This window comes from Chryseobacterium urinae (assembly GCF_030518295.1).
In the GTDB taxonomy this organism is placed as follows: Bacteria; Bacteroidota; Bacteroidia; order Flavobacteriales; family Weeksellaceae; genus Chryseobacterium; species Chryseobacterium mucoviscidosis.
In genome coordinates this window covers 76,143-96,466 of sequence record NZ_JAULSJ010000003.1, presented here as the reverse complement: position 1 = coordinate 96,466, position 20,324 = coordinate 76,143, and the positions used below count along the sequence as shown (strand labels likewise).

The 20,324-nt window shown below is 35.9% G+C and carries 21 protein-coding genes; 17 read left to right on the top strand and 4 right to left on the bottom strand.

Features of this window, described 5'->3' with window-relative positions:
- The first annotated feature begins 12 nt into the window (after positions 1-12).
- The 11 genes from rnhA to QWT87_RS02810 all read left to right on the top strand — a co-directional run bounded on the left by rnhA (position 13) and on the right by QWT87_RS02810 (position 13,133).
- Positions 13-489, top strand: a complete 477-nt coding sequence (gene rnhA / locus QWT87_RS02860) for a ribonuclease HI (protein WP_302713426.1) — start codon at positions 13-15, stop codon at positions 487-489.
- 161 nt (positions 490-650) lie between these two features.
- Entirely contained in the window at positions 651-2,903 is a 2,253-nt protein-coding gene (locus QWT87_RS02855) for a T9SS type B sorting domain-containing protein (protein WP_302713424.1), read from the top strand.
- A 111-nt stretch (positions 2,904-3,014) separates the two neighbouring features.
- Entirely contained in the window at positions 3,015-3,641 is a 627-nt protein-coding gene (locus tag QWT87_RS02850; RefSeq protein WP_302713422.1) for an NAD(P)H-dependent oxidoreductase, read from the top strand.
- Between the two features lie 30 nt (positions 3,642-3,671).
- Complete coding sequence (gene nadB / locus QWT87_RS02845; RefSeq protein ID WP_302713420.1) at positions 3,672-5,249, top strand: L-aspartate oxidase; 1,578 nt, start codon at positions 3,672-3,674, stop codon at positions 5,247-5,249.
- A gap of 16 nt (positions 5,250-5,265) precedes the next feature.
- Positions 5,266-6,312, top strand: a complete 1,047-nt coding sequence (locus QWT87_RS02840; RefSeq protein ID WP_302713418.1) for a PDDEXK nuclease domain-containing protein — start codon at positions 5,266-5,268, stop codon at positions 6,310-6,312.
- On the top strand, positions 6,309-7,169 hold the full coding sequence (gene nadC / locus QWT87_RS02835; RefSeq protein ID WP_273076252.1) for a carboxylating nicotinate-nucleotide diphosphorylase: 861 nt from the start codon (positions 6,309-6,311) through the stop codon (positions 7,167-7,169). The genes QWT87_RS02840 and nadC overlap by 4 nt, the downstream gene beginning before the upstream one ends.
- A gap of 209 nt (positions 7,170-7,378) precedes the next feature.
- The gene (locus tag QWT87_RS02830) at positions 7,379-10,108 is read left to right on the top strand and encodes a TonB-dependent receptor (protein ID WP_302713413.1); all 2,730 of its coding nucleotides are present in this window, start codon (positions 7,379-7,381) and stop codon (positions 10,106-10,108) included.
- Between the two features lie 92 nt (positions 10,109-10,200).
- A complete protein-coding gene (locus QWT87_RS02825) occupies positions 10,201-10,632 on the top strand; it encodes a hypothetical protein (protein ID WP_087708792.1) in 432 nt (143 codons plus the stop codon).
- A gap of 32 nt (positions 10,633-10,664) precedes the next feature.
- Entirely contained in the window at positions 10,665-11,657 is a 993-nt protein-coding gene (locus QWT87_RS02820) for an aspartate-semialdehyde dehydrogenase (RefSeq protein WP_302713410.1), read from the top strand.
- Between the two features lie 54 nt (positions 11,658-11,711).
- Entirely contained in the window at positions 11,712-12,710 is a 999-nt protein-coding gene (locus QWT87_RS02815) for a cation diffusion facilitator family transporter (RefSeq protein WP_302713408.1), read from the top strand.
- Positions 12,711-12,923: 213 nt separating this feature from the next.
- On the top strand, positions 12,924-13,133 hold the full coding sequence (locus tag QWT87_RS02810; protein WP_302713406.1) for a bacteriocin-like protein: 210 nt from the start codon (positions 12,924-12,926) through the stop codon (positions 13,131-13,133).
- A 90-nt stretch (positions 13,134-13,223) separates the two neighbouring features.
- Here QWT87_RS02810 and QWT87_RS02805 read toward each other — a convergent pair whose 3' ends face one another.
- A complete protein-coding gene (locus QWT87_RS02805; RefSeq protein WP_302713404.1) occupies positions 13,224-13,652 on the bottom strand; it encodes an exosortase F system-associated membrane protein in 429 nt (142 codons plus the stop codon).
- Positions 13,639-14,169, bottom strand: coding sequence for an exosortase family protein XrtF (gene xrtF / locus QWT87_RS02800; RefSeq protein WP_302713402.1), 531 nt, complete (start codon positions 14,167-14,169; stop codon positions 13,639-13,641). The genes QWT87_RS02805 and xrtF overlap by 14 nt, the downstream gene beginning before the upstream one ends.
- 48 nt (positions 14,170-14,217) lie before the next feature.
- Here xrtF and QWT87_RS02795 point away from each other — a divergent pair, with 48 nt between their 5' ends.
- The 6 genes from QWT87_RS02795 to QWT87_RS02770 all read left to right on the top strand — a co-directional run bounded on the left by QWT87_RS02795 (position 14,218) and on the right by QWT87_RS02770 (position 18,281).
- A complete protein-coding gene (locus QWT87_RS02795) occupies positions 14,218-15,234 on the top strand; it encodes an aminoglycoside phosphotransferase family protein (RefSeq protein ID WP_302713400.1) in 1,017 nt (338 codons plus the stop codon).
- 36 nt (positions 15,235-15,270) lie between these two features.
- Positions 15,271-15,675 carry a GxxExxY protein gene (locus tag QWT87_RS02790; RefSeq protein WP_302713398.1) on the top strand — a complete coding sequence of 135 codons (405 nt, stop codon included), beginning with the start codon at positions 15,271-15,273 and terminating at the stop codon, positions 15,673-15,675.
- Between the two features lie 90 nt (positions 15,676-15,765).
- Positions 15,766-16,176 (top strand): RapZ C-terminal domain-containing protein, encoded by a 411-nt coding sequence (locus tag QWT87_RS02785; protein ID WP_302713396.1) that lies wholly within the window; start codon positions 15,766-15,768, stop codon positions 16,174-16,176.
- Positions 16,177-16,278: 102 nt separating this feature from the next.
- Positions 16,279-16,992: a nucleotidyltransferase family protein gene (locus QWT87_RS02780; protein WP_302713394.1), complete on the top strand. Its 714-nt coding sequence runs from the start codon at positions 16,279-16,281 to the stop codon at positions 16,990-16,992.
- Positions 16,993-16,999: 7 nt separating this feature from the next.
- The gene (locus QWT87_RS02775) at positions 17,000-17,752 is read left to right on the top strand and encodes an LOG family protein (protein ID WP_302713392.1); all 753 of its coding nucleotides are present in this window, start codon (positions 17,000-17,002) and stop codon (positions 17,750-17,752) included.
- Between the two features lie 58 nt (positions 17,753-17,810).
- Positions 17,811-18,281: a DUF6702 family protein gene (locus QWT87_RS02770; RefSeq protein WP_302713390.1), complete on the top strand. Its 471-nt coding sequence runs from the start codon at positions 17,811-17,813 to the stop codon at positions 18,279-18,281.
- Between the two features lie 66 nt (positions 18,282-18,347).
- Here the strand turns inward: QWT87_RS02770 and QWT87_RS02765 are convergent, their stop codons facing one another.
- Together QWT87_RS02765 and QWT87_RS02760 are read right to left on the bottom strand one after the other, a co-directional pair.
- On the bottom strand, positions 18,348-18,857 hold the full coding sequence (locus QWT87_RS02765; protein WP_302713388.1) for a hypothetical protein: 510 nt from the start codon (positions 18,855-18,857) through the stop codon (positions 18,348-18,350).
- A 75-nt stretch (positions 18,858-18,932) separates the two neighbouring features.
- Positions 18,933-20,324, bottom strand: a complete 1,392-nt coding sequence (locus tag QWT87_RS02760) for a DUF5689 domain-containing protein (protein ID WP_302713386.1) — start codon at positions 20,322-20,324, stop codon at positions 18,933-18,935.

Sequence of the window (20,324 nt, the reverse complement as noted above, 5' to 3'; positions counted from 1 at the left end):
TAAGAATTAAAAATGAAAATTGAAATATACACCGATGGAGCGTGCAGCGGAAATCCCGGAAAAGGCGGATATGGAATTCTCATGCGCGTGCCTGAAAAAAATTATCAGAAAACATTTTCAAAAGGCTTCCGGAAAACCACCAACAACAGGATGGAACTTTTAGCTGTAGTTACGGCTTTGGAAAAACTGAAATCTCCTGACAACGAAATTCATATTTACACAGACAGTAAATATGTTTCGGATGCCATAAACCAGAACTGGTTATCCGGATGGATCAAAAGAGGGTGGAAAAATGTAAAAAATCCCGATCTGTGGCAAAAATTTGTGGCACTTTATAATATACACAAGCCTAAAATGCACTGGATTAAAGGCCATGCAGGACACTTTGAAAACGAATTGTGCGACAAACTTGCCGTAACCGCTGCTGCCTCTGAAAATTTAGAGGTCGATTCCTTCTTCGAAAATCTCGAAAATAACACTTTGTTTTAATCTAAAATTACAAGATTCGGAAAAACACTTTTCAGTATTCTTTCATTTTTATTATCATTTATTACAAAATAAATACTAAATAAGGTAAATTTAATATTAAATACATATTATTTAATCAGGATTTAATATATTTACACGTCTAATTTTAAGTATACTAATAAATGAATAAAAATTTACTCCTGTATTTATCCCTCTTCTTATTTTGCTTCTTCGGAAAAATTTCGTCGCAAACCTATCAGCTTACCGGAAATCCCGTAAACACGACAGGCTGGAATATCGTTCCTGCCGCTGTTGTAAATACAGACTTCATCCAGCTTACCGCAGACCAGATCAGTCAGGTAGGAGGCATTAAATTAGACTCTCCCATCAATCTAAAATACTGCGATAAATGGAGAGTGGAATTTGATTTCAGAATCGACGGAAACGGAACAACGGCTTACGGAAGAGGAGACGGTATTGCTTTTTGGTATCTGGCAAATCCACCCGCTTCTTACACCTCTGGCGGAGGATTGGGAATTCCTGCAAACTCTACCGGATTAATGGTAGGTTTTGACATCTTTAATAATACCACAGAAGCACAGATGAGCAAGGTTCATATTTTATATGGAACCAATAACACAACAGGATCAAACATCGAATACAACAATACTGCCGGAAGTACATTTCACTCTCCGGATCTTAATCCTACCCAGCCTTTTGTAGGAACTACTTTCAGACATGTTGAAGTAAACGGACAGGTAAATCCTGCGGCTCCTGCAAGCTGGATCATCACCCTGAAAATCGACGGAACTACGATTGTAAGCCAGTCTTTTGCCCCTTCCGGAGCGGCTGCTACCATGACGACCGGTTATTTCGGATTTTCTGCTTCTACAGGAGGAGCAAGCGCAAGACAATCTATTAAAAACGTAAAAGTTTATATTGATAAAGTAGCCCTTAACCAAACTTTGGTTACGGATACGTTTTGTCCGAATCCTGCAACAGGACAAGGAACGGTAAATTTAACATCTTATCAGGGACAGTTTGTAACCAATCCTGCCAATTATACGTTCTCGTACAGTGTAGGCGGAACTCCGATTACAAATCCTACCAACTATCAGTTCAGTGCAAATACTTCAGTTTCCGTTTTAATTAAAGACAATACAGGATTGCTTTGTGATAATCCGGACGGAAAAATTCAGTTAAACCTTTCTCCATTCACAGCAACCCCTGCAACGCTTACGGAATGTAATAACAACAATACAGGAACGGCAACCTACAATCTTACGCTTGCCAATGTAAATGAACCGACAGGTTCTACCAAGAAATATTACAAAAACATGGCGGATCTGAACGCAGGAACGAATGAAATCACCAATCCTACAGCCTACACTTCTGCTGCGGGAACCGTATATGTAAAAGTAACGACTCCGCTTGGCTGTCAGGGTTCTGCTGCAATTACTTTAGCATTTTATCCTCAGATTGCCACTACTGATGCTACTTTAGAGTCGTGCTTTATTGAAAATGCACCGACTACAGGTTTATTTAACCTTACACAGGCAAACGTAACTTCTGCAACAGGCATTACCAAAAGATATTTTAAGACACAGGCAGATGCTTTAGCCGGAACAAATGAGATCCTGAATCCCGCAGCTTACGTAAGTACCTCATCGGTAGTGTATGTAAGAATTACGAATGTGACCAATTGCTGGACTCTTGCAAAAATTACATTAAAAGTTTTAGCGCCAATTTATTCTTCCGTATTAAAAGATAAAATCATCTGTATCGATGCGAAAATCACTTTGGATGCCGGTTCGGGCTTTGACAGTTACTTATGGAGCACAGGAGCAACCACTCAGTCTATCTCAAATGTAACTACAGGAATTTACTGGGTACAACTGAAATCAGGAAGATGCACAACACAGCAGACTGTAAGGGTAAATCCTTCGCAGCAGCCTGTAATTGCAACGATTGATATAAAAAATAACACGATTACGGTGAATGTGAAAGGTGGAAAAACACCGTATCAATACTCTTTAGACGGGATAAACTGGCAGGATTCTAATGTCTTTACAGGTCTTGCAAGAGGTGAAGTGGTCGTATATGTAAAAGATGCATACAATTGCGCTCCAATTCAAGTTCAGATTACAGTTCCGAATCTCCTGAATGCCATTACTCCGAATGGAGATAATAAAAATGATTACATTGATTATTCCGCATTAGCATATAAAAAGAATTTGGTGTTCACGGTATATGACAGATACGGAAATAAAATGTACGAAGCGGACAAAATCCGAAACTACAAATGGGACGGAACAACCGGCGGTAAAAAAGTAATGACAGGAACTTATTGGTATACCATTACCTGGAATGAAAATGACAAAAACAATACTCAGACCTCTTACAATGGCTGGGTTTTGGTAAAAAATATAGAATAACACTTTTTAAAGATCATTCGAAAAAACGGATGATCTTTTTTTATGCCTTATTTAGAAGAAATATTTTATTTTAAACTTATTTAATTCGCATTCAATTCTTAAATTTGAATTATGAATTATTTAGAGGCTTTAAGCAGAAGATACTCTGTAAAAAAATTTAATCAAGAAATTATTCCTCAGGAAATTTTGCATAATATTCTTGAATCCGGAAAATTATCGGCAAGTTCTCTTGGTCTTCAGCCTTACGAAATTCTTATCGTGGAAAGTGAGGAGATGAAGCAGAAATTAATTCCTGCATTCTACAATCCGTCACAGATTTCCACCTGTTCTCATCTCATTGTTATTGTTTCCAAAAAAATCGTGGACGACAATTACATTAACGGTTATTTCCGGCACATTTCTAAAGTAAGAGAAACACCGCTGGAAAAACTGGATCTTTTTAAAAACAGCATCAATCAGCATATTAATCAAAAAACACAGGATGAAATTTTCAGCTGGGCAGAAAAGCAGTCTTACATCGTTCTGGCAAATCTCATGTATGCAGCAGCGATAGAAAATATAGACACCTGCCCCATGGAAGGCTTCCGACAGGAACTTATAGAAGAAATTCTGGAGATAAATCCTGATACCGAAAAAGTAAGTGTAACCCTCGCTTTGGGATACCGTTCGGAGGAAGATCATTTCCAGCACATGAAAAAAGTAAGAAAACCAAACGAAAAATTGTTTAAATTTATTTAACCATTTAGACAATTGTCTTAAACTAAGGATATGATAAAAGCGGATGTACTGGTAATCGGTTCCGGAATTTCGGGACTTTCCTATGCCATAAAAATTTCTGAGCAGCTTCCTGATGCCAAAATAATCATCGTAACAAAATCGGACGAAGATGAAAGCAATACCAAATATGCACAAGGCGGTCTTGCGGTGGTTACAGATTCTAAAAATGATAACTTCGAAAAACATATTGCTGATACGATGCGTGCCGGAGACGGCGAAAACAAACGCGATGTCGTAGAAATGGTGGTTACGGAAGCGCCTGCAAGATTCAACGAAATTGTAGAATGGGGGGCAAATTTTGACAAAAAAAACGGCGAATTTGCTTTAGGAAGAGAGGGAGGACATACCGAAAACAGAATTGTACACCACAAAGATATTACCGGTTTTGAAATTGAAAGAGCGCTTTTACAGACCGCAAAAAGCAGCCCGAATATTGAGATTCTCGATCATCATTACGTAATTGATATTATTACACAGCACCACGTTCCGGGAAAAGAACTGAATGAAGGCGACATCCACTGCTACGGAGCCTATATTCTGGATGAAAAATCCAAAACTATTAAAAAAATCACCTCAAAAATAACCCTTGTTGCAACCGGAGGAGCGGGACACGTTTACAAAAACACCACAAATCCGACAATCGCAACAGGAGACGGAATCGCTTTTGTGGCAAGAGCTAAAGGTAAGGTTTCCAATATGCAGTACTATCAGTTTCACCCAACTGCGCTGTACAGCAAGCTTGATGGAATGTTGTTTTTAATTTCGGAAGCTGTTCGTGGAGACGGAGCCAAATTACGAACCAAAAGAGGCGAAAAATTCATGCACAAATATGATGAGCGTGAAGAGCTTGCTTCCAGAGACATTGTTGCCAGAGCTATCGATGCGGAAATGAAAATTACCGGAGACGAATTTGTAGGACTGGATTGCCGTGAAATGAGTCATGAAAAATTTCTTGAACATTTCCCGAATATTTATAAAAAATGTAAAGACGAAGGAATTGATCCTTTTAAACAGTTAATTCCCGTTGTTCCGGCTTGTCATTATCTGATGGGAGGAATTGAGGTTGACCGCGACGGACAGTCTTCTATCCGAAATCTTTTTGCAGTGGGAGAATGTACCAATTCCGGACTTCACGGAGCGAACAGACTGGCTTCCAACTCATTATTGGAAGGACTGGTTTTCGGGCACAATGCTGCAATGAAAACCGTTGAACTTTTAAATGAAAATAATTTCAACTTCGACGATCTGAAAGCCGTTCCGGAATGGGATGAAGAAGGAATGAAAATCATGGACGAAATGGTGATCGTTTCCTACCTTAGAAAACAGCTTCAGGAAATGATGAGCGATCTTGTAGGGATTGTACGCAGCAACCGCCGTCTGAATATGGCTTTGCAAAAACATCAGGAAATCGCTGCCGCAGTGAACGAAATTTACCATTACTCTATTCTTTCGCCACAGTTGTCGGAACTAAGAAACTTAACAACCGTTGCCCACCTCATCATTACGCAGTCTATGGAAATGACGGAGAATAAAGGTGCGTTTTATAATAAAGATTTAGTTCAGGCATAAGCTATATTTTTCTGATATGCTAAATAAGAACAATGAACAATATATTGGCTGGATTTTAAATTTAAAACAAAAAATTCAGCAAAGCCAGATCAAAGCAGCCATTCAGGTGAATTCCGCTTTGATAGAAATGTATTGGGATTTGGGAAAAGAAATCTCTGAACGAAATTTTGAAAATACTTATGGCTCCGGCTTTTTTTTACAATTAAGTAAGGATTTACGCACAGAATTCCCTGAAATCAAAGGACTTTCCGAAAGCAATTTGAAATATTGTAAAAGATTCTATCAATTTTATAATCAAACAGATAAAAATCGTCAACAAGTTGTTGACGATTTGATGCATCATATTTTCCTCATTCCCTGGGGACATCATATTGTCTTAATCACAAAATGTAAAACTCAGGCAGAAGCTCATTTTTATATCGAGAAGACAATAGAAAATGGCTGGAGTCGTGCTATTTTAATTAACATGATTTCTGGGAAACTATTTGAAAGCCAAGGAAAAACAATTAATAATTTTTCAAAAACACTTCCTGATTACGACAGTGAACTGGTCCGTGAAACATTCAAAGATCCTTATATTTTTGATTTTATAAACATTACAGAAAATCATAAAGAGAGGGAACTGGAAAAGGCATTAACCGAAAATATTTCAAAATTTTTAATAGAATTAGAAAGTGGATTTGCTTTTGTCGGAAAACAAGTTGAAATTTCTGTTGGCAACCAATCCTTCTTTATAGATTTACTTTTTTATCATCTTAAATTAAAAAGGTATATTGTAATCGAATTGAAAACAGGACATTTTGAACCGGAGTTTGCCGGCAAGTTAAATTTTTATGTAACTGCTGTCGACAAAAAACTAAGAGATGAAAACGACAATGCAACTGTAGGAATGATTATCTGTAAAGATAAAAACGAAATCATTGCAGAATATTCTCTTACAGATCTTCATAAACCGTTAGGAATTTCGTCCTATGAACTCAAAAAAATATTACCCGAAAATTTCAAATCGCATCTTCCGTCAATTGAAGAAGTGGAAAATGAATTAAAAAAATTAGACTCATGAAAAGACCCGCATACGTTACAGATAAAGTTTTAAAACAGTTTATTAAAAACGCTCTTGAAGAAGATATTCAGGATGGCGATCATTCTACGCTTTCCACTATCCCGAAAGATCTGGAGCAAAGTGCAAAACTACTGGTAAAACAGGATTGCATTCTTGCCGGAGTAGAACTCGCTGAAATTATTTTTAAAACTTTTGATAAAAACTTAAAAGTTGAAACTTTTGTAAAGGATGGAGATGCAGTAAAATTTGGGGATATTGCTTTTATCGTAACCGGAAGCGCAAGATCAATCCTTTCAACGGAAAGACTGGTTTTAAACTGCATGCAGCGAATGAGCGGAATTGCAACATTAACGCATGACTGGGATTCCAGACTCATCGGAACCAAAACAAAACTTCTGGACACCAGAAAAACAACTCCCAATTTCAGGGTATGCGAAAAATGGGCAGTTGCCATTGGCGGCGGAACCAATCACCGATACGGTCTTTATGACATGATCATGCTGAAAGATAACCATATTGATTATAACGGAAGCATTACGAATGCCGTAAAAATGGCAAAAGATTACATCAAAAAGAACAAGAAAAAACTTAAAATAGAAGTTGAAACCAGAAATCTGGATGAAGTTCAGGAAGCTATTAATGCAAAGGTAGACAGAATCATGCTCGACAACATGGATGTAAAAACTATGAAGAAAGCAGTAAAGCTAATTAACGGTTCCTGTGAAAGTGAAGCTTCAGGCGGAATTACCCGTGACCAGCTTAAAGAAATCGCTTCTACAGGCGTTACCTACATCTCTGCAGGGGCACTTACCCACTCAGCAGAAAATATGGATTTAAGCCTCAAAGCCGTGAAATAGCATTGAATTTTTATTAAAAATGATGCCGATTTGTTAAAAATTCAATAATGTGATTTTTTTCATGCGAAATCTCAATTATTATTCAATACATTGTAAATCAATATTTTAAACCTTATTAAGAACCTTTAAAAATTAACATACAGTTAATATTAGTTAAAATAAATTTCCTCAATTTTGCAGAAAATTAAATCTAACTATTACTAACGATTATGAAATTAATCAACAAATCAATGCTAACTGCGATAATTACATTATCCACAGCTAGCGTTTATTATGCTCAACAGGTTAAGGACACTGTAAAAGATACAAGGTCTAAAGACATTGACGAGGTAGTGTTAATTGGAGTTGCTGATATCGCAAAAGATAGAAAAACTCCTGTAGCAGTTTCAACAATCAAAGAAGCGCAAATCGTTGAAAGATTAGGAAATCAGGAATTCCCTGAAATCTTAAATACAACCCCATCTGTATATGCTACAAAAGCGGGTGGAGGTTTTGGAGACTCTAAAATTAACATTAGAGGATTCGCACAGGAAAACATTGCTGTAATGGTAAATGGTGTTCCCGTGAATGATATGGAAAACGGAGCTGTTTATTGGTCTAACTGGTCTGGACTTTCTGATGTAACTTCTGCAATGCAGGTACAAAGAGGTCTTGGATCTTCAAAATTAGCCATTGCTTCTGTTGGAGGTACAATTAACGTATTAACAAGAGCTGCTGATAAAAAACAGGGAGGAACTGTTTCTTTGGGTCTTGGTAATAATGATTATTTAAAAACTTTATTTGCATACAATACAGGTAAATCTGCAAAAGGATGGTCTTCTTCATTCTTAATGAGCAGAACTGCCGGATCAATGTACGCAGACGGAACTGAGTTCGAAGGCTATAACTATTATTTTGCCTTAGGATATCAGCCAAATAAAAAACATGATTTCCAGTTTACCATTACGGGAGCTCCTCAATGGCACAATCAGAGAACAACCTATTCTACTATTCAAAATTACATTAAATATAATTCTGATAATGACGGAACTCCTAACAGAAGATACAACGCAGACTGGGGATGGAGAAACGGTGAAGTTTTATCAAACAGAGTAAACTACTATCACAAACCAGTAATGTCATTAAACTGGGATTGGAATATCAGTTCAAAATCTAAATTAAATTCAGTATTCTATGCTTCTTTCGGTAGAGGTGGAGGAACTGGAGATTTAGGTAGAATCTCAACAGGTGTAGGTACTGCAACAGGAGGAGTAAATTCTTTTGTTGATGCAAACGGACAAATTGCCTATGACAGAATTTTTGCTACAAACGCAAATGTTAATCTAAACACTGCAGCAGCAGGTAGCACTTTAGTAAGAAGATCATCTATCAACTCTCATAACTGGTTTGGAGCAATTATTAGTTTTAATCACAAAATTAATGATAACTTAAACTTCACAATCGGTACAGACGACAGATATTATTACGGATATCATTATCAGGTACTTTCTGATCTTTATGGAGCAGCAGGATACAAAGATAATACGAATAAAAACTTTTACACTGCTCCAGGAAATTTATATACTGTAACTCCAAGAGTAGTTTCCAATACATTTAAAGCTGAACCTACTTTCAATCCTTTCGGAGGAAAAAGAAACAGCATGGATGATATGGTAGGATATAACAATGATGGTGAAGTTCTATGGTATGGAGGATTTGGTCAATTAGAGTACTCTAACGATAAATTATCTGCATTTGTTTCAGGGGCATTATCTAACCAGTCATTCCAGAGAATCGATCACTTTATCATCGATGGAGTTACCCTTTTAAATGGTCAGCAAGCAGGTTTCAGAAACTCAGCAACATCTACCGCTATTGCTCAGCCAACCGCTACAAATCCATTATTGTATGAAAAAACAGGCTTTAAAGATATTGTAGGATATAATGTAAAGGCAGGTGCTAATTATAACATTAATGATCAGCACAACGTTTTTGTAAATATCGGATATTATTCTAAGCAGCCTTTCCTTAATGCTGTTTACCCAAATAACAAAAACTACTTAAATCCGAACTTAACGAATGAAAAAATCTTCGGTGTTGAGGCAGGATATGGATTCCGTTCTGGTATCTTCACAGCTAATTTGAACCTTTACAGAACTGAGTGGAGAGACAGATTCTTAAGAAGAGGTAATCTATCTTATACTTATCCTGATCCGGCTAATCCAAGTTCAACAATTTCAACAACGACTGCTTATTCAAACCTTCAGGGAATTACAGAAATTCACCAAGGATTTGAAATTGAAGCAAATGCTAATGTTCACAAAATGTTAAGCCTGTACGGTATGCTTTCTGTGGGAGACTGGTACTATAAAGGAAATGCACAAGGAAACATCTTTAGCGAAACAAATGAACTGATCAGTGCAGATACTCAGACTCTTTACATAGATAAAGTTAAAGTTGGTGGAGCAGCACAAACTTCAGCAGCAGTTGGATTTACTTTCAAACCAACAGACTGGTTCTCGTTCGACGGAACCTATAGAGGAATTAAAAATTTATATGCTAACTTAAACCTTCTTAACTTCTCCAATCCGGATGCAGGAAACCAAGGTGCTTTAGAATTACCTTCTTATGGTTTAGTTGATTTAGGAATATCTTTTAAAATCAAATTAAACAATCCTAAACAATTCTTTACGATTAGAGGTAATGTTTATAACTTGCTGGATAAGACTTACATTGCTGAATCTAATACAAACATCAAAACCGGATTAACTTTAGATCAGTATATTGCAGTAAATAAACCTCTACAGTCAACACCATTAACCACTGCTCAGATTGCAACATTAACGTCTAACTATCAGGCGTATCAGGCAGCAGGAACATGGAATGGAGTAAGCCAGCAAAACCAGGTTTATTTCGGATACGGAAGAACATGGTCTGCAACCCTGTCTTTCAACTTCTAATAAATACATAAATTAGATTTTATAAATATCAATCCCGGCTTTTCGCCGGGATTTTTGCTATATTTGTGTCTGAAAAACAGAAAAAAATAAATATGGACTTTTACAACATTTTACTTAATGCTCACAAAGGATTCGGATATCTGGAAATTCTTTTGGTGACGCTGTTTGTTATTGCACTTTTAGCAACCATGTTCGGATTCAGTGGAAAAGTAAATAACTTCCTTAAGAAGACCACTCTTTTCACGATGATCTTTTTCCATGTTCAATTCTTATTGGGATTGGTAATGCTGATTATCAATTTCTCTAATGGTTTAAATATGGGTGAAGTGATGAAAAACTCAGCATTAAGATTTCAATACGTAGAACATCCGTTTTCTATGCTGATCGCCGCTGTTTTAATGACGATCGTTAACAAAAAAGTAAAAACAAACCCTACGATTTCTTTAGGAGTCGTAATTATGGGATTAATTGCCGTAGGTTTATTTGCATTCGCGTTCCCATGGGCGAGAGTCTTCGGGGCATAAATATATTAACAAAATAATTTTTAATTAAATCAATGAAAGTAGCTGTAATAGGTTCAACAGGAATGGTTGGACAAGTTATGCTTAAAGTTCTCGAAGAGAGAAACTTCCCTATCACCGAACTAATTCCGGTAGCATCCGAAAAATCTGTAGGTAATAAGGTGAAGTATAAACAGGAAGAATTTACGATTGTAAGCATGAAAGACGCTATAGCTGCCAAACCGGATATTGCTATTTTTTCTGCCGGTGGCGGAACTTCTCTGGAATTCGCTCCTCTTTTTGCAGAAGCGGGAACAACAGTAATCGACAATTCTTCAGCATGGAGAATGGATCCTGATAAAAAACTGGTGGTTCCGGAAATCAATGCAGATGTATTGACGAAAGAAGACAAAATTATTGCAAATCCGAACTGTTCCACTATTCAGTTAGTAATGGTTTTAGGACCTCTGAACAAAAAATACGATTTAAAAAGAGTAATTGTTTCTACCTACCAATCCGTAACAGGAACCGGTAAAGCTGCTGTAGATCAGTTAAACGGAGAAATCAGCGGAGACGATTCTATTGCAAAAGTATATCCTTATCAGATCTTCAAAAATGCATTGCCGCACTGTGATGTTTTTGCAGACGACGATTACACGAAAGAAGAGATTAAATTAATGAAAGAACCTAAGAAAATCTTAGGGGACGATACCTTTAATTTAACCGCAACCGCAGTAAGAGTTCCGGTTCAGGGAGGGCATTCTGAAAGTGTAAATATTGAATTTGAAAATGAATTTGATCTTGACGAAGTAAGAAAAATCTTATCAGAAACTCCGGGAGTTGTGGTGGTAGATAACGTGAAAAACAACGAATATCCGATGCCGCTGTACTCGGAAGGAAAAGACGAAGTCTTCGTAGGAAGGATAAGAAGAGACCTTTCGCAGCCCAAAACTCTGAATCTCTGGATCGTGGCAGACAATCTGCGAAAAGGAGCCGCAACGAACGCGGTACAGATTGCAGAATACCTTGTAGAAAATAACTTAGTATAAACTAACAAACATAAAAAGAGTCTCAGAATTGAGATTCTTTTTTTTATCAAACCTATGAACGTTCAGAAGAATAAAAGTAAAGATAAATTAGCCTTTCAGAAACTTATAGCCGCTTTCGGAGTTATTCTCTTTATCGGAAAAATTATTGCCTGGAAACTGACGAATTCCGACGCTGTTTTTTCTGATGCCATGGAAAGTATCGTGAATGTAATCAGCGCATTTATGGGGCTTTATTCGCTGTATCTGGCTGCAAAACCTAAAGATGAGGATCATCCTTACGGACACGGAAAAGTAGAATTCGTAACCTCAGGAATCGAAGGTGCTTTAATTGCGATTGCGGGAATTATGATTATCTACGAAGGCATTAACAGCTTAATTGTAGGAAAGGTATTAAGTAAATTAGATATCGGAATCTGGATTATTGCTGCCACTGCTGTTATCAACTATTTATTAGGCTATATTTCCATTCAAAAAGGAAAAGCCGAAAATTCTATCGTTCTTATTTCATCCGGAAAACATCTGCAATCCGACACTATAACAACACTTGGTGTTGTTGTGAGTTTAATTGTAGTATATTTTACCAGAATTTACTGGCTGGATTCCGTTGTTGCCTTAGGTTTCGGTATATATATTATTGTAGTGGGATACAAAATAGTCCGCAAATCGTTAAGTGGAATTATGGACGAACAGGATCCTGACCTTCTGGAACAAATCATACAGATTTTAGAAGAAAACCGAAAAAAAGAATGGATTGATGTTCATAACATGAAAATCCAGCAATTCGGAGCCCATCTTCATATTGATGCACATATTACGCTACCTTGGTATTACAGCCTTCGTGATGCACACAATGAAATGGAAAAAATGATCATCCTTCTGGCAAAAAATACAAAAAGAACAGTGGAATTTAATTTTCATATGGATGACTGTAAACCAATTTCATGTTCCGTTTGTCAGATATCAAATTGCCCTGTCCGCGAAAAAGATTTTGTAACAAGAGTAGTTTGGACGCCGGAAAATGTGACTTCTGTGGATAAGCATACCGTAGAATAATAAATTTAAACAAATCAAATTCTATTCTAGCTTTGTAACTGTTATCTGAATATTCAAATCACTGTTATAAAAAGAAAAAAATTTAATAGAATTAATATTTTGAAAACTAATTTCACAGTGTGTTGATAAATTTATTATTTTAGCGAAAATTAAAGCGATATCCGAAAAGCTTAACAAAGAGTAGGAATATTTCACAAAAACTATTTTATCATTATGAAAAATCTAAAAAAAATTTCCAGAGAAGGATTAAAATCAATTAAAGGAGGATACACACCAGAATGTGTAAATGCATGGAACAGCATGACAAGATGCTACAGTTCAAAATCTCAATGTGAAATGGATCCGAACTCTCCTACTACCAATCTTGATGATCCGAATAGTCCTCATTTTTGTATGAATATCTGCAATAGATTTTGCTACTAGCCTTTAAAAAAAATAAAATGTTGTCAAATAATTGACGACATTTTTATTTTAAATATTCTAAAGTAAGCTATATATAAAAAACAAGATTTTTTACCTGTTTATCTGTTTTCTATAATAAAACATCGGGATAATAAGAAGTAAAGCCAAAGGCTGGATCACAAACCGTCTCATGTAAAAAGAAAAAAGATAGCCGATTTCAAATTTATTATAAATGCAGTATAAATAAATCGGAAAAGTGATCGCAAAAATAATCGCAATTAAAACAGCACCCTGAATTGTCCATTGTCTGTTTTTGAACCAGAAATGAATTACTACACATGAAAATAAGAGATTCAGAATAAACCGGAAAAGATATCCGGAAATTAATTTTCCCCATTCAAAAGAGGGAAAAGGGATATTCTTATTGGCTTCATGGAAATAATTGAGAAAAGGATCATAAAAAATTCTGTCTTCAAGTATTCTTACACTTACAAGACCTAAAACTCCCAATATGACTAAAACCCAGTTAAGATTTTTCATGTTTTAAAGCAAAAAATTTAATCCAGATTAGCCAAAGTAACACGACTGTCCCATATATAACCGCCGGAAAAATATAATCATGTACTATTTTGCCGTATTCCTCGTAATTGAGAATCACAATGTTCAATCCAATTATTCTTAAAACATTAATAATGTATAGCAAAGCCAGTCCCAGAATTACAAAAACAAAGGTCTTTTTTCCTTTGTAAAAGGCAAAAACAAATGCCACAAAAAGAATCATCACAGAAACGGCATTGCAGCCTTCCACCATTCTTGTAGGATATTTGTTCCGGACATAAAAATACACCTGTTCGCCTTTAACATCATCATACAGTTGTGTTGAAAACCCCATAAAGTTCTGGATATCCCTCACCTGCTCTGCAATCATTCTCGAAAAGGGATCAAGACCTTCGTTCTGAAAGCTGTTGAGAAAAAACTGATACGCAAAAAGCAGCACCAGATAAATGATGATGAAGCGCAGCAGAATGCCCAAAACAGGTTTAAAATCCTTTAGCATAATGCAAATATAGAAATTAGCCTGTAAATTATTATATTTGTGACATCTATGATTTCCGAATACGCCCAAAATTTTTTTGAAAATTATACTGGAAAACAACCTTCTGAGTTGATCACTTTAGCTCAAAGTGGTTCCGCGAGAGTAAATTTTATTGCGAAAACTGATAAAAAGTTTATCATCACCTACAACGAAAATATAGCGGAAAATGAAAGTTTTCTGTATTACTCAGATCTATTTTCAGATTTAAAGCTTAATACGCCTAAAATTTTTGCCGTTTCGGATGACCGTAAAATGTATATTCAGGAGTTTTTAGGAGACCATACCCTTTCTGAAATCATCTCAAAGGAAGGTTTGTCTGAACATGTAAAATCTTTGGTAAAGCAAACCCTTCAAAAACTGTATCAGTTACAGATTTCAACACAGAATAAAATAGATTTCACCAAAACTTTCGAATATGAAAGCTATGATGAACTTCCGGTAATGCACGATCTATATTATTTTAAAAATTTCGTGGCGGATGTTCTGGAGCTGGAATATCACAAATCTACTCTTCTCAAAGAATTTAAAAAAATTGTCGCCCTGATTGAAAGTCTGGAACCCAAAGGATTGATGATCCGCGATTTTCAGGCAAGAAACATCATGGTGAATGATCAGAAAGAAGTCTCGTTTATCGACTATCAATCGGCAATGAAAGGTCCTTTGATGTATGATGTCATTTCTTTTCTCTTTCAGGCAAAAGCAAACTTTCCGGAAGATTTTAAAAATGAGATGTTGAATTTTTATACAAATCAATTTGAAAATCAGAACATTAAAAATCAACTAAATTTTTCGGTAAAACCAATTCAACTGATGCGATTTCTTCAGGTTTTGGGAGCTTACGGTTTTCGGGGATTAATTCAGAGAAAACCACATTTTATTTCAAGCATAGAAAAAGGAATAGAAAACATTACTGCATTTGCGCAAAACTGGGAAAATATGAACGATTATCCCGAACTGGAAAAAGTGATTAATCAATTAAATTCAAATAAAACAAAATTGAAAATTGAAGAAATATTGAACCATTAAGATTTATATTTAAGAAGTTAAGCATCGTTAAGTGTTATGACGAAAAAAGAAATTACACAATTATCTTATGAAATTACCGGTTTTGCAATAAAAGTTCACAAAACACTTGGCCCCGGCTTACTTGAAAGTATTTATGAAGAATGTTTAAAAATTGAACTCATTAACAATGGATATGATGTAAAACAACAACTTTTTACAACCATTAATTATGAAGGAGTTGATATCAAAACGAAACTGGTTGATGATCTGCTCGTAAATGATGCTGTTATCGTAGAATTAAAAGCGATCGAAGAAATTTTGCCTATCCATGAAGCTCAATTATTAACATACATGAAAGTTTTGAAAAAGCCTCAAGGTCTGTTAATCAATTTCTTCACCGATAATATAACCAAATCTTTAAAACCTTTTATTAATGAATATTTTAAAGAGCTTCCAAACTAAAATTTTGATTTATCAAAAATCTTAAATAAACTTAACTTCTTAAATATAAATCTTAACGGTTTAAGAATAAATAATTATAAAATTAAAAAAATGCTACACATCGACATACACAGTTTTTCGTACAAAAAAGGAGGAATTCCGAAAGATGAAACAGGAAACGGAGGAGGTTTTACGTTTGACTGCCGCGGAATTTTAAATCCGGGAAGAGTGGAAGAATATAAAACCCAGACCGGAAACGACATCGGCGTTCAGGAATATCTTGAAACCAAAACCGAAATGCCTAAATTTCTGGAATTAATCAAGAATCTTGTTTCCATTAATATTGATAATTATCTGGAAAGGGAATTTGAAAATCTCCAGATCAACTTTGGCTGTACAGGAGGACAGCACAGATCGGTATATTCTGCGATAAAAATCGCTGATTTTATTGAAGAAAAATATGGTGAAAAAGTTGAAATCAGCCTTCATCATGACGAACAGCATCAACTGAATCATAAGTAATGAGTAATGTGCAATAAGTAATATCTTTAAATTCGTTAATATTCTATTATTTATTGTTTTTAATTTAACCAAAATTATTTTATTACTCATTACCCATAAAAAATGAAGGCACTTATTTTCGCAGCCGGAAAAGGAACCCGACTGAAACCATTCACCGACCATCATCCGAAAGCTTTGGCAAAGGTGAATGAAGTTCCGCTTCTGGAAAGAAATATTAAATATTTAAAAAATTTCGGAATAAACGATTTTGTCATAAACATTCATCATTTTGGAAATCAAATAGTTGATTTTTTAAAGCAGAACGATAATTTCGGATGTAAAATAGAAATCTCAGACGAAAGCGAAGAGCTTCTGGAAACCGGAGGCGGCTTGGTTTTTGCTAGAAAATTTCTCGATCACGGAGAAGATTTTCTGATCATGAATGCCGATATTCTTACCAACATTAATATTACAGAATTTGTAGAATATCATAAAAAGATAAAAGATTTTGCTACTTTAGCTGTATCGGACAGAGAAAGCTCAAGAAAACTGCTTTTTAACGACGATATGGTATTAAGAGGATGGCTGAATGTACAGTCCGGAGAGCAGAGACTGGCAGAATTCAACAAAGGATTCAAAGCTTTGGCTTTCAGTGGAGTACATTGCATCAATCCGCTTATCTTTGAGAAGATGAAGAGAACAGGGAAATTTTCTGTAATGGAAGAGTATCTGGATCTTATGCAGACGGAGCATATCCATGGTTTCCTTCACGACAGTATTCTGATCGATGTCGGAAGACCGGAATCTGTAACGGAAGCCGAAAAACACTTTAAATAATTGTACAATGGGAATTGAAGGAACGAGGGATGAAAGCTTGGTAAATCCTGAATTTGATAGTAACGAAACAAGATTACAAAACAGTCTGCGACAAAAAACATGGGACGAAACCATTACAAAAGACAGTTGGATGGTTTTTAAGGTAATGGCGGAATTTGTAGACGGCTATGAAAAACTGGCTAAAATTGGTCCGTGTGTTTCTATTTTCGGATCTGCAAGACTGAAGCCGCAAAGCAAATACTACAAAATGGCGGTGGAAATTGCGGAGAAAATTACAAAATTAGGCTTCGGAATCATTACCGGAGGCGGTCCCGGAATTATGGAAGCCGGAAATAAAGGTGCTTTTAATGCACAGGGAAAATCCATCGGTTTGAATATTGATCTGCCTTTTGAGCAGCATTTCAATCCTTACATCAATAAATCGTATTCGATGAATTTTGATTACTTTTTTGTAAGAAAAGTAATGTTTGTAAAATATTCGCAGGGATTTGTGGTTATGCCAGGAGGATTTGGTACATTAGATGAACTTACGGAAGCTTTAACACTGATTCAGACCAACAAAATAGGAAGATTCCCGATTGTTTTGGTAGGGTCGGAATTCTGGAGCGGATTGTTAGACTGGTTTAAAACTACCTTACTTAAAGAAAAGATGATCCACGAAGAAGATCTGGAACTTTACCGTGTGGTAGACAGTGCTGATGAAGCGGTAGCGCACATCAAAGCTTTTTATGATAAATATTCCGTAAACGTGAACTTTTAATTGGCACATTATTTGTGACTTAAAACTAACAATCATGATTGTAAATCTATTATCTAAGATGAAAAAAATTTTATATATATCAGGAATTTTAACATTTTTTGTGTTAATGAGTTTCACGTATGTAGACTTTTTCTCTTCAATGACCAAGGTGGATTATATTGATGGAAGCAAAACGTTGAAGTTCACTACAAAAATGAATACAAATCATATTTCCGATGCTATAAAAATTAACCCGAACACGGCAGGATTTGAGGCAGAAGTTAAAAAGTATGTAAACAATAATTTTGATGTGTATGTCAATGGCTCACCCAAAACAATTACATTTACGGGAAGTCAGGTAAGCGGAGAAACAGTATGGGTATATTTTGAGGCAGGAGGTGTTTCAGATATCAGTACCTTGAAAATAAAGAATACGATCCTCTTAAGCGCATTTCCGAAGCAGATTAACCTCGTTAATATTGCATACAAAGGAAGCCAGAAAACAATGAATTTCCAGCGCGGAAAAGAGGTAAACGAAGTATCTTTTTAAAGACAATGAAATTAACAACCATACCACTGCTTTTGCGGTGGTTTTTTGTTGGAGCTGCATCTGATTTTAATCTTCCCAATAAAATCCGGTTGTCCAATGCATTGCATTTAATATTACCTCTTCCAGAATAAAATTATCTGGAAAATCTTTAAAACCCGATTTATCCTTTAATTCATTCATCACATTATGAGCATTTTCATAGCTTGAAAATAGGCCGATACATCTTTCATCATCCAGATGAGTATGAATTGTATAAATATGACTCAGATAAAAAACCGATTCTAATTCCATCTCTTTTACCGATACTATTGTTACATCAACCTCATCTCCAGATTCCAGATAATCCCGTCCTATTTCTCCGATAACTTCGGTAAATCCTTCCTTCCAGTTAACCTTATTTACAATATATTTCTTAATCACAAAACTTTCCGGAAACATTTTAAAACCCGATAATTGAACTGCTCTGTTTTTGGCTTCTTCAAGTTCTTTTAGATCGTTAAAATAACCTAATCTTTTAAAATCTGTATAAGTTTCATCTGTATAAATGTGGTCTAAAACATAAACAAAATACTGCATGATTTATGAGTTTGGGCAAAAATAAAAAGACTGCCTAAAAAGACAGTCTTTATATGATTTAAATTTTCAGAATTATTACTGAACCTGAATGTTATCCAACTGGATTGTAGTAGTAACACCACTTCCGTTTCCGGTGTATTCGAATAATACAAATCCGTTACCTGTTAAAGAAGCAGGGAAACTATAACTTCCTGCAGGTACAATTGTTCCGTATCCACTTGTAGGTGTTACCGGAATTGTAAACGCAGAAGTAATATCTGTCTTTGTAGCCTGAGTAATATCTCCAAGCGGAGTATAATTAGTTGTATAATATACTTTTAAAGCATTACCGTTAAAAAATCCTACGTTTACGTCAAATTTCAGTGTGTTTGCTGCTGTAAAATCAACAGGTACTGCGAAATACGTTACATAAGGCCCTGTTCCAGAATTCGCTCCCAATTGGATGTATTTGTTTCCGCTGAAAGTCTTTAACTGCCAGTATCTGTTTCCTAAAAGTGGATCGTTTACATATTTAGGATATACTTCAAGGTTAGCCGGAGTGGTAGCATAGCTTTCAAAGTTTTCAAGGAAAGATCCTGAATACGTAATTGCAGTTCCTCCTTTTGGCGGAGTTGCATCTACTCTTGTTCCTTTGAAGTTAATATCATTGGTATTTCTGATCAGCATCTGCCAAGTTGAATTATAACGGCTTACTACGAAAGTAACATCTCCATTTCCTGTAGGCAATGTTTTAGATCCTTCGGAGAAGAAACCTGAGTTTCTTAAAGCTGTACTGTTTCCAGATGCATCTTCCAAAGTTCTGTCTGTATCTACTCCTGCACCTGCAACATAATCGATAAATGTTTTTGCTGTAGGATAAATATCTGCAATGGTAAACTGTGTGTTAGGAACTTTTACCAAAGTATTGATGTACTGATCACTCTTTGCAGCAGCAAGATTTGGTAATTCCAAAGGCTTGATGGTAACTACTTCAAGACCGTTTCCGTTACAAACTCCTGAAACATATCTGCTTAACAAAGAAGCAGGCACTCTTCCGATTGCGTAAGTAGGATCTACAGAACCGATTTTCACCGTACCTCTGTCTAAACCTAATCTAAGACCTTTCGCGTTAATTCTGATGTGTGCACCTACCGGGAAATCTGCATAATTGCTAGATCTGTCTACCTCGATCTGCAAACCTGCAGTCGGGTTTTCCGGCTTATCCTGGAAAGAAATTGTTTTATAGAAGTTTCCGTTTTCGTCTGAAGAAACTACATAACCGTCAAAAATCTGGTCGTTGGAAATTAAAACGTATCCTGTAGAAGGAGCCTGAGCTTTGAATGCTGCCAAAGTCATGGTAGGAGCAGGGAATCTGTTCTCGCACTTAATTGGCGGAGTATCCCACTCGTCTTTCTGAACACAAGATGTAATAGAAATTGCTGCGAATGCAACTCCTGCTACTAAACTTAAGTATTTCTTTATTGTCAT

What these genes read in the sequence shown, in the direction of transcription:
- rnhA (WP_302713426.1), top strand. Translation starts at nt 13, where the DNA reads ATGAAAATTGAAATATACACCGATGGAGCGTGCAGCGGAAATCCCGGA.
- QWT87_RS02855 (WP_302713424.1), top strand. Translation starts at nt 651, where the DNA reads ATGAATAAAAATTTACTCCTGTATTTATCCCTCTTCTTATTTTGCTTC.
- QWT87_RS02850 (WP_302713422.1), top strand. Translation starts at nt 3,015, where the DNA reads ATGAATTATTTAGAGGCTTTAAGCAGAAGATACTCTGTAAAAAAATTT.
- nadB (WP_302713420.1), top strand. Translation starts at nt 3,672, where the DNA reads ATGATAAAAGCGGATGTACTGGTAATCGGTTCCGGAATTTCGGGACTT.
- QWT87_RS02840 (WP_302713418.1), top strand. Translation starts at nt 5,266, where the DNA reads ATGCTAAATAAGAACAATGAACAATATATTGGCTGGATTTTAAATTTA.
- nadC (WP_273076252.1), top strand. Translation starts at nt 6,309, where the DNA reads ATGAAAAGACCCGCATACGTTACAGATAAAGTTTTAAAACAGTTTATT.
- QWT87_RS02830 (WP_302713413.1), top strand. Translation starts at nt 7,379, where the DNA reads ATGAAATTAATCAACAAATCAATGCTAACTGCGATAATTACATTATCC.
- QWT87_RS02825 (WP_087708792.1), top strand. Translation starts at nt 10,201, where the DNA reads ATGGACTTTTACAACATTTTACTTAATGCTCACAAAGGATTCGGATAT.
- QWT87_RS02820 (WP_302713410.1), top strand. Translation starts at nt 10,665, where the DNA reads ATGAAAGTAGCTGTAATAGGTTCAACAGGAATGGTTGGACAAGTTATG.
- QWT87_RS02815 (WP_302713408.1), top strand. Translation starts at nt 11,712, where the DNA reads ATGAACGTTCAGAAGAATAAAAGTAAAGATAAATTAGCCTTTCAGAAA.
- QWT87_RS02810 (WP_302713406.1), top strand. Translation starts at nt 12,924, where the DNA reads ATGAAAAATCTAAAAAAAATTTCCAGAGAAGGATTAAAATCAATTAAA.
- QWT87_RS02805 (WP_302713404.1), bottom strand. Translation starts at nt 13,652, where the DNA reads ATGAAAAATCTTAACTGGGTTTTAGTCATATTGGGAGTTTTAGGTCTT.
- xrtF (WP_302713402.1), bottom strand. Translation starts at nt 14,169, where the DNA reads ATGCTAAAGGATTTTAAACCTGTTTTGGGCATTCTGCTGCGCTTCATC.
- QWT87_RS02795 (WP_302713400.1), top strand. Translation starts at nt 14,218, where the DNA reads ATGATTTCCGAATACGCCCAAAATTTTTTTGAAAATTATACTGGAAAA.
- QWT87_RS02790 (WP_302713398.1), top strand. Translation starts at nt 15,271, where the DNA reads ATGACGAAAAAAGAAATTACACAATTATCTTATGAAATTACCGGTTTT.
- QWT87_RS02785 (WP_302713396.1), top strand. Translation starts at nt 15,766, where the DNA reads ATGCTACACATCGACATACACAGTTTTTCGTACAAAAAAGGAGGAATT.
- QWT87_RS02780 (WP_302713394.1), top strand. Translation starts at nt 16,279, where the DNA reads ATGAAGGCACTTATTTTCGCAGCCGGAAAAGGAACCCGACTGAAACCA.
- QWT87_RS02775 (WP_302713392.1), top strand. Translation starts at nt 17,000, where the DNA reads ATGGGAATTGAAGGAACGAGGGATGAAAGCTTGGTAAATCCTGAATTT.
- QWT87_RS02770 (WP_302713390.1), top strand. Translation starts at nt 17,811, where the DNA reads ATGAAAAAAATTTTATATATATCAGGAATTTTAACATTTTTTGTGTTA.
- QWT87_RS02765 (WP_302713388.1), bottom strand. Translation starts at nt 18,857, where the DNA reads ATGCAGTATTTTGTTTATGTTTTAGACCACATTTATACAGATGAAACT.
- QWT87_RS02760 (WP_302713386.1), bottom strand. Translation starts at nt 20,324, where the DNA reads ATGACAATAAAGAAATACTTAAGTTTAGTAGCAGGAGTTGCATTCGCA.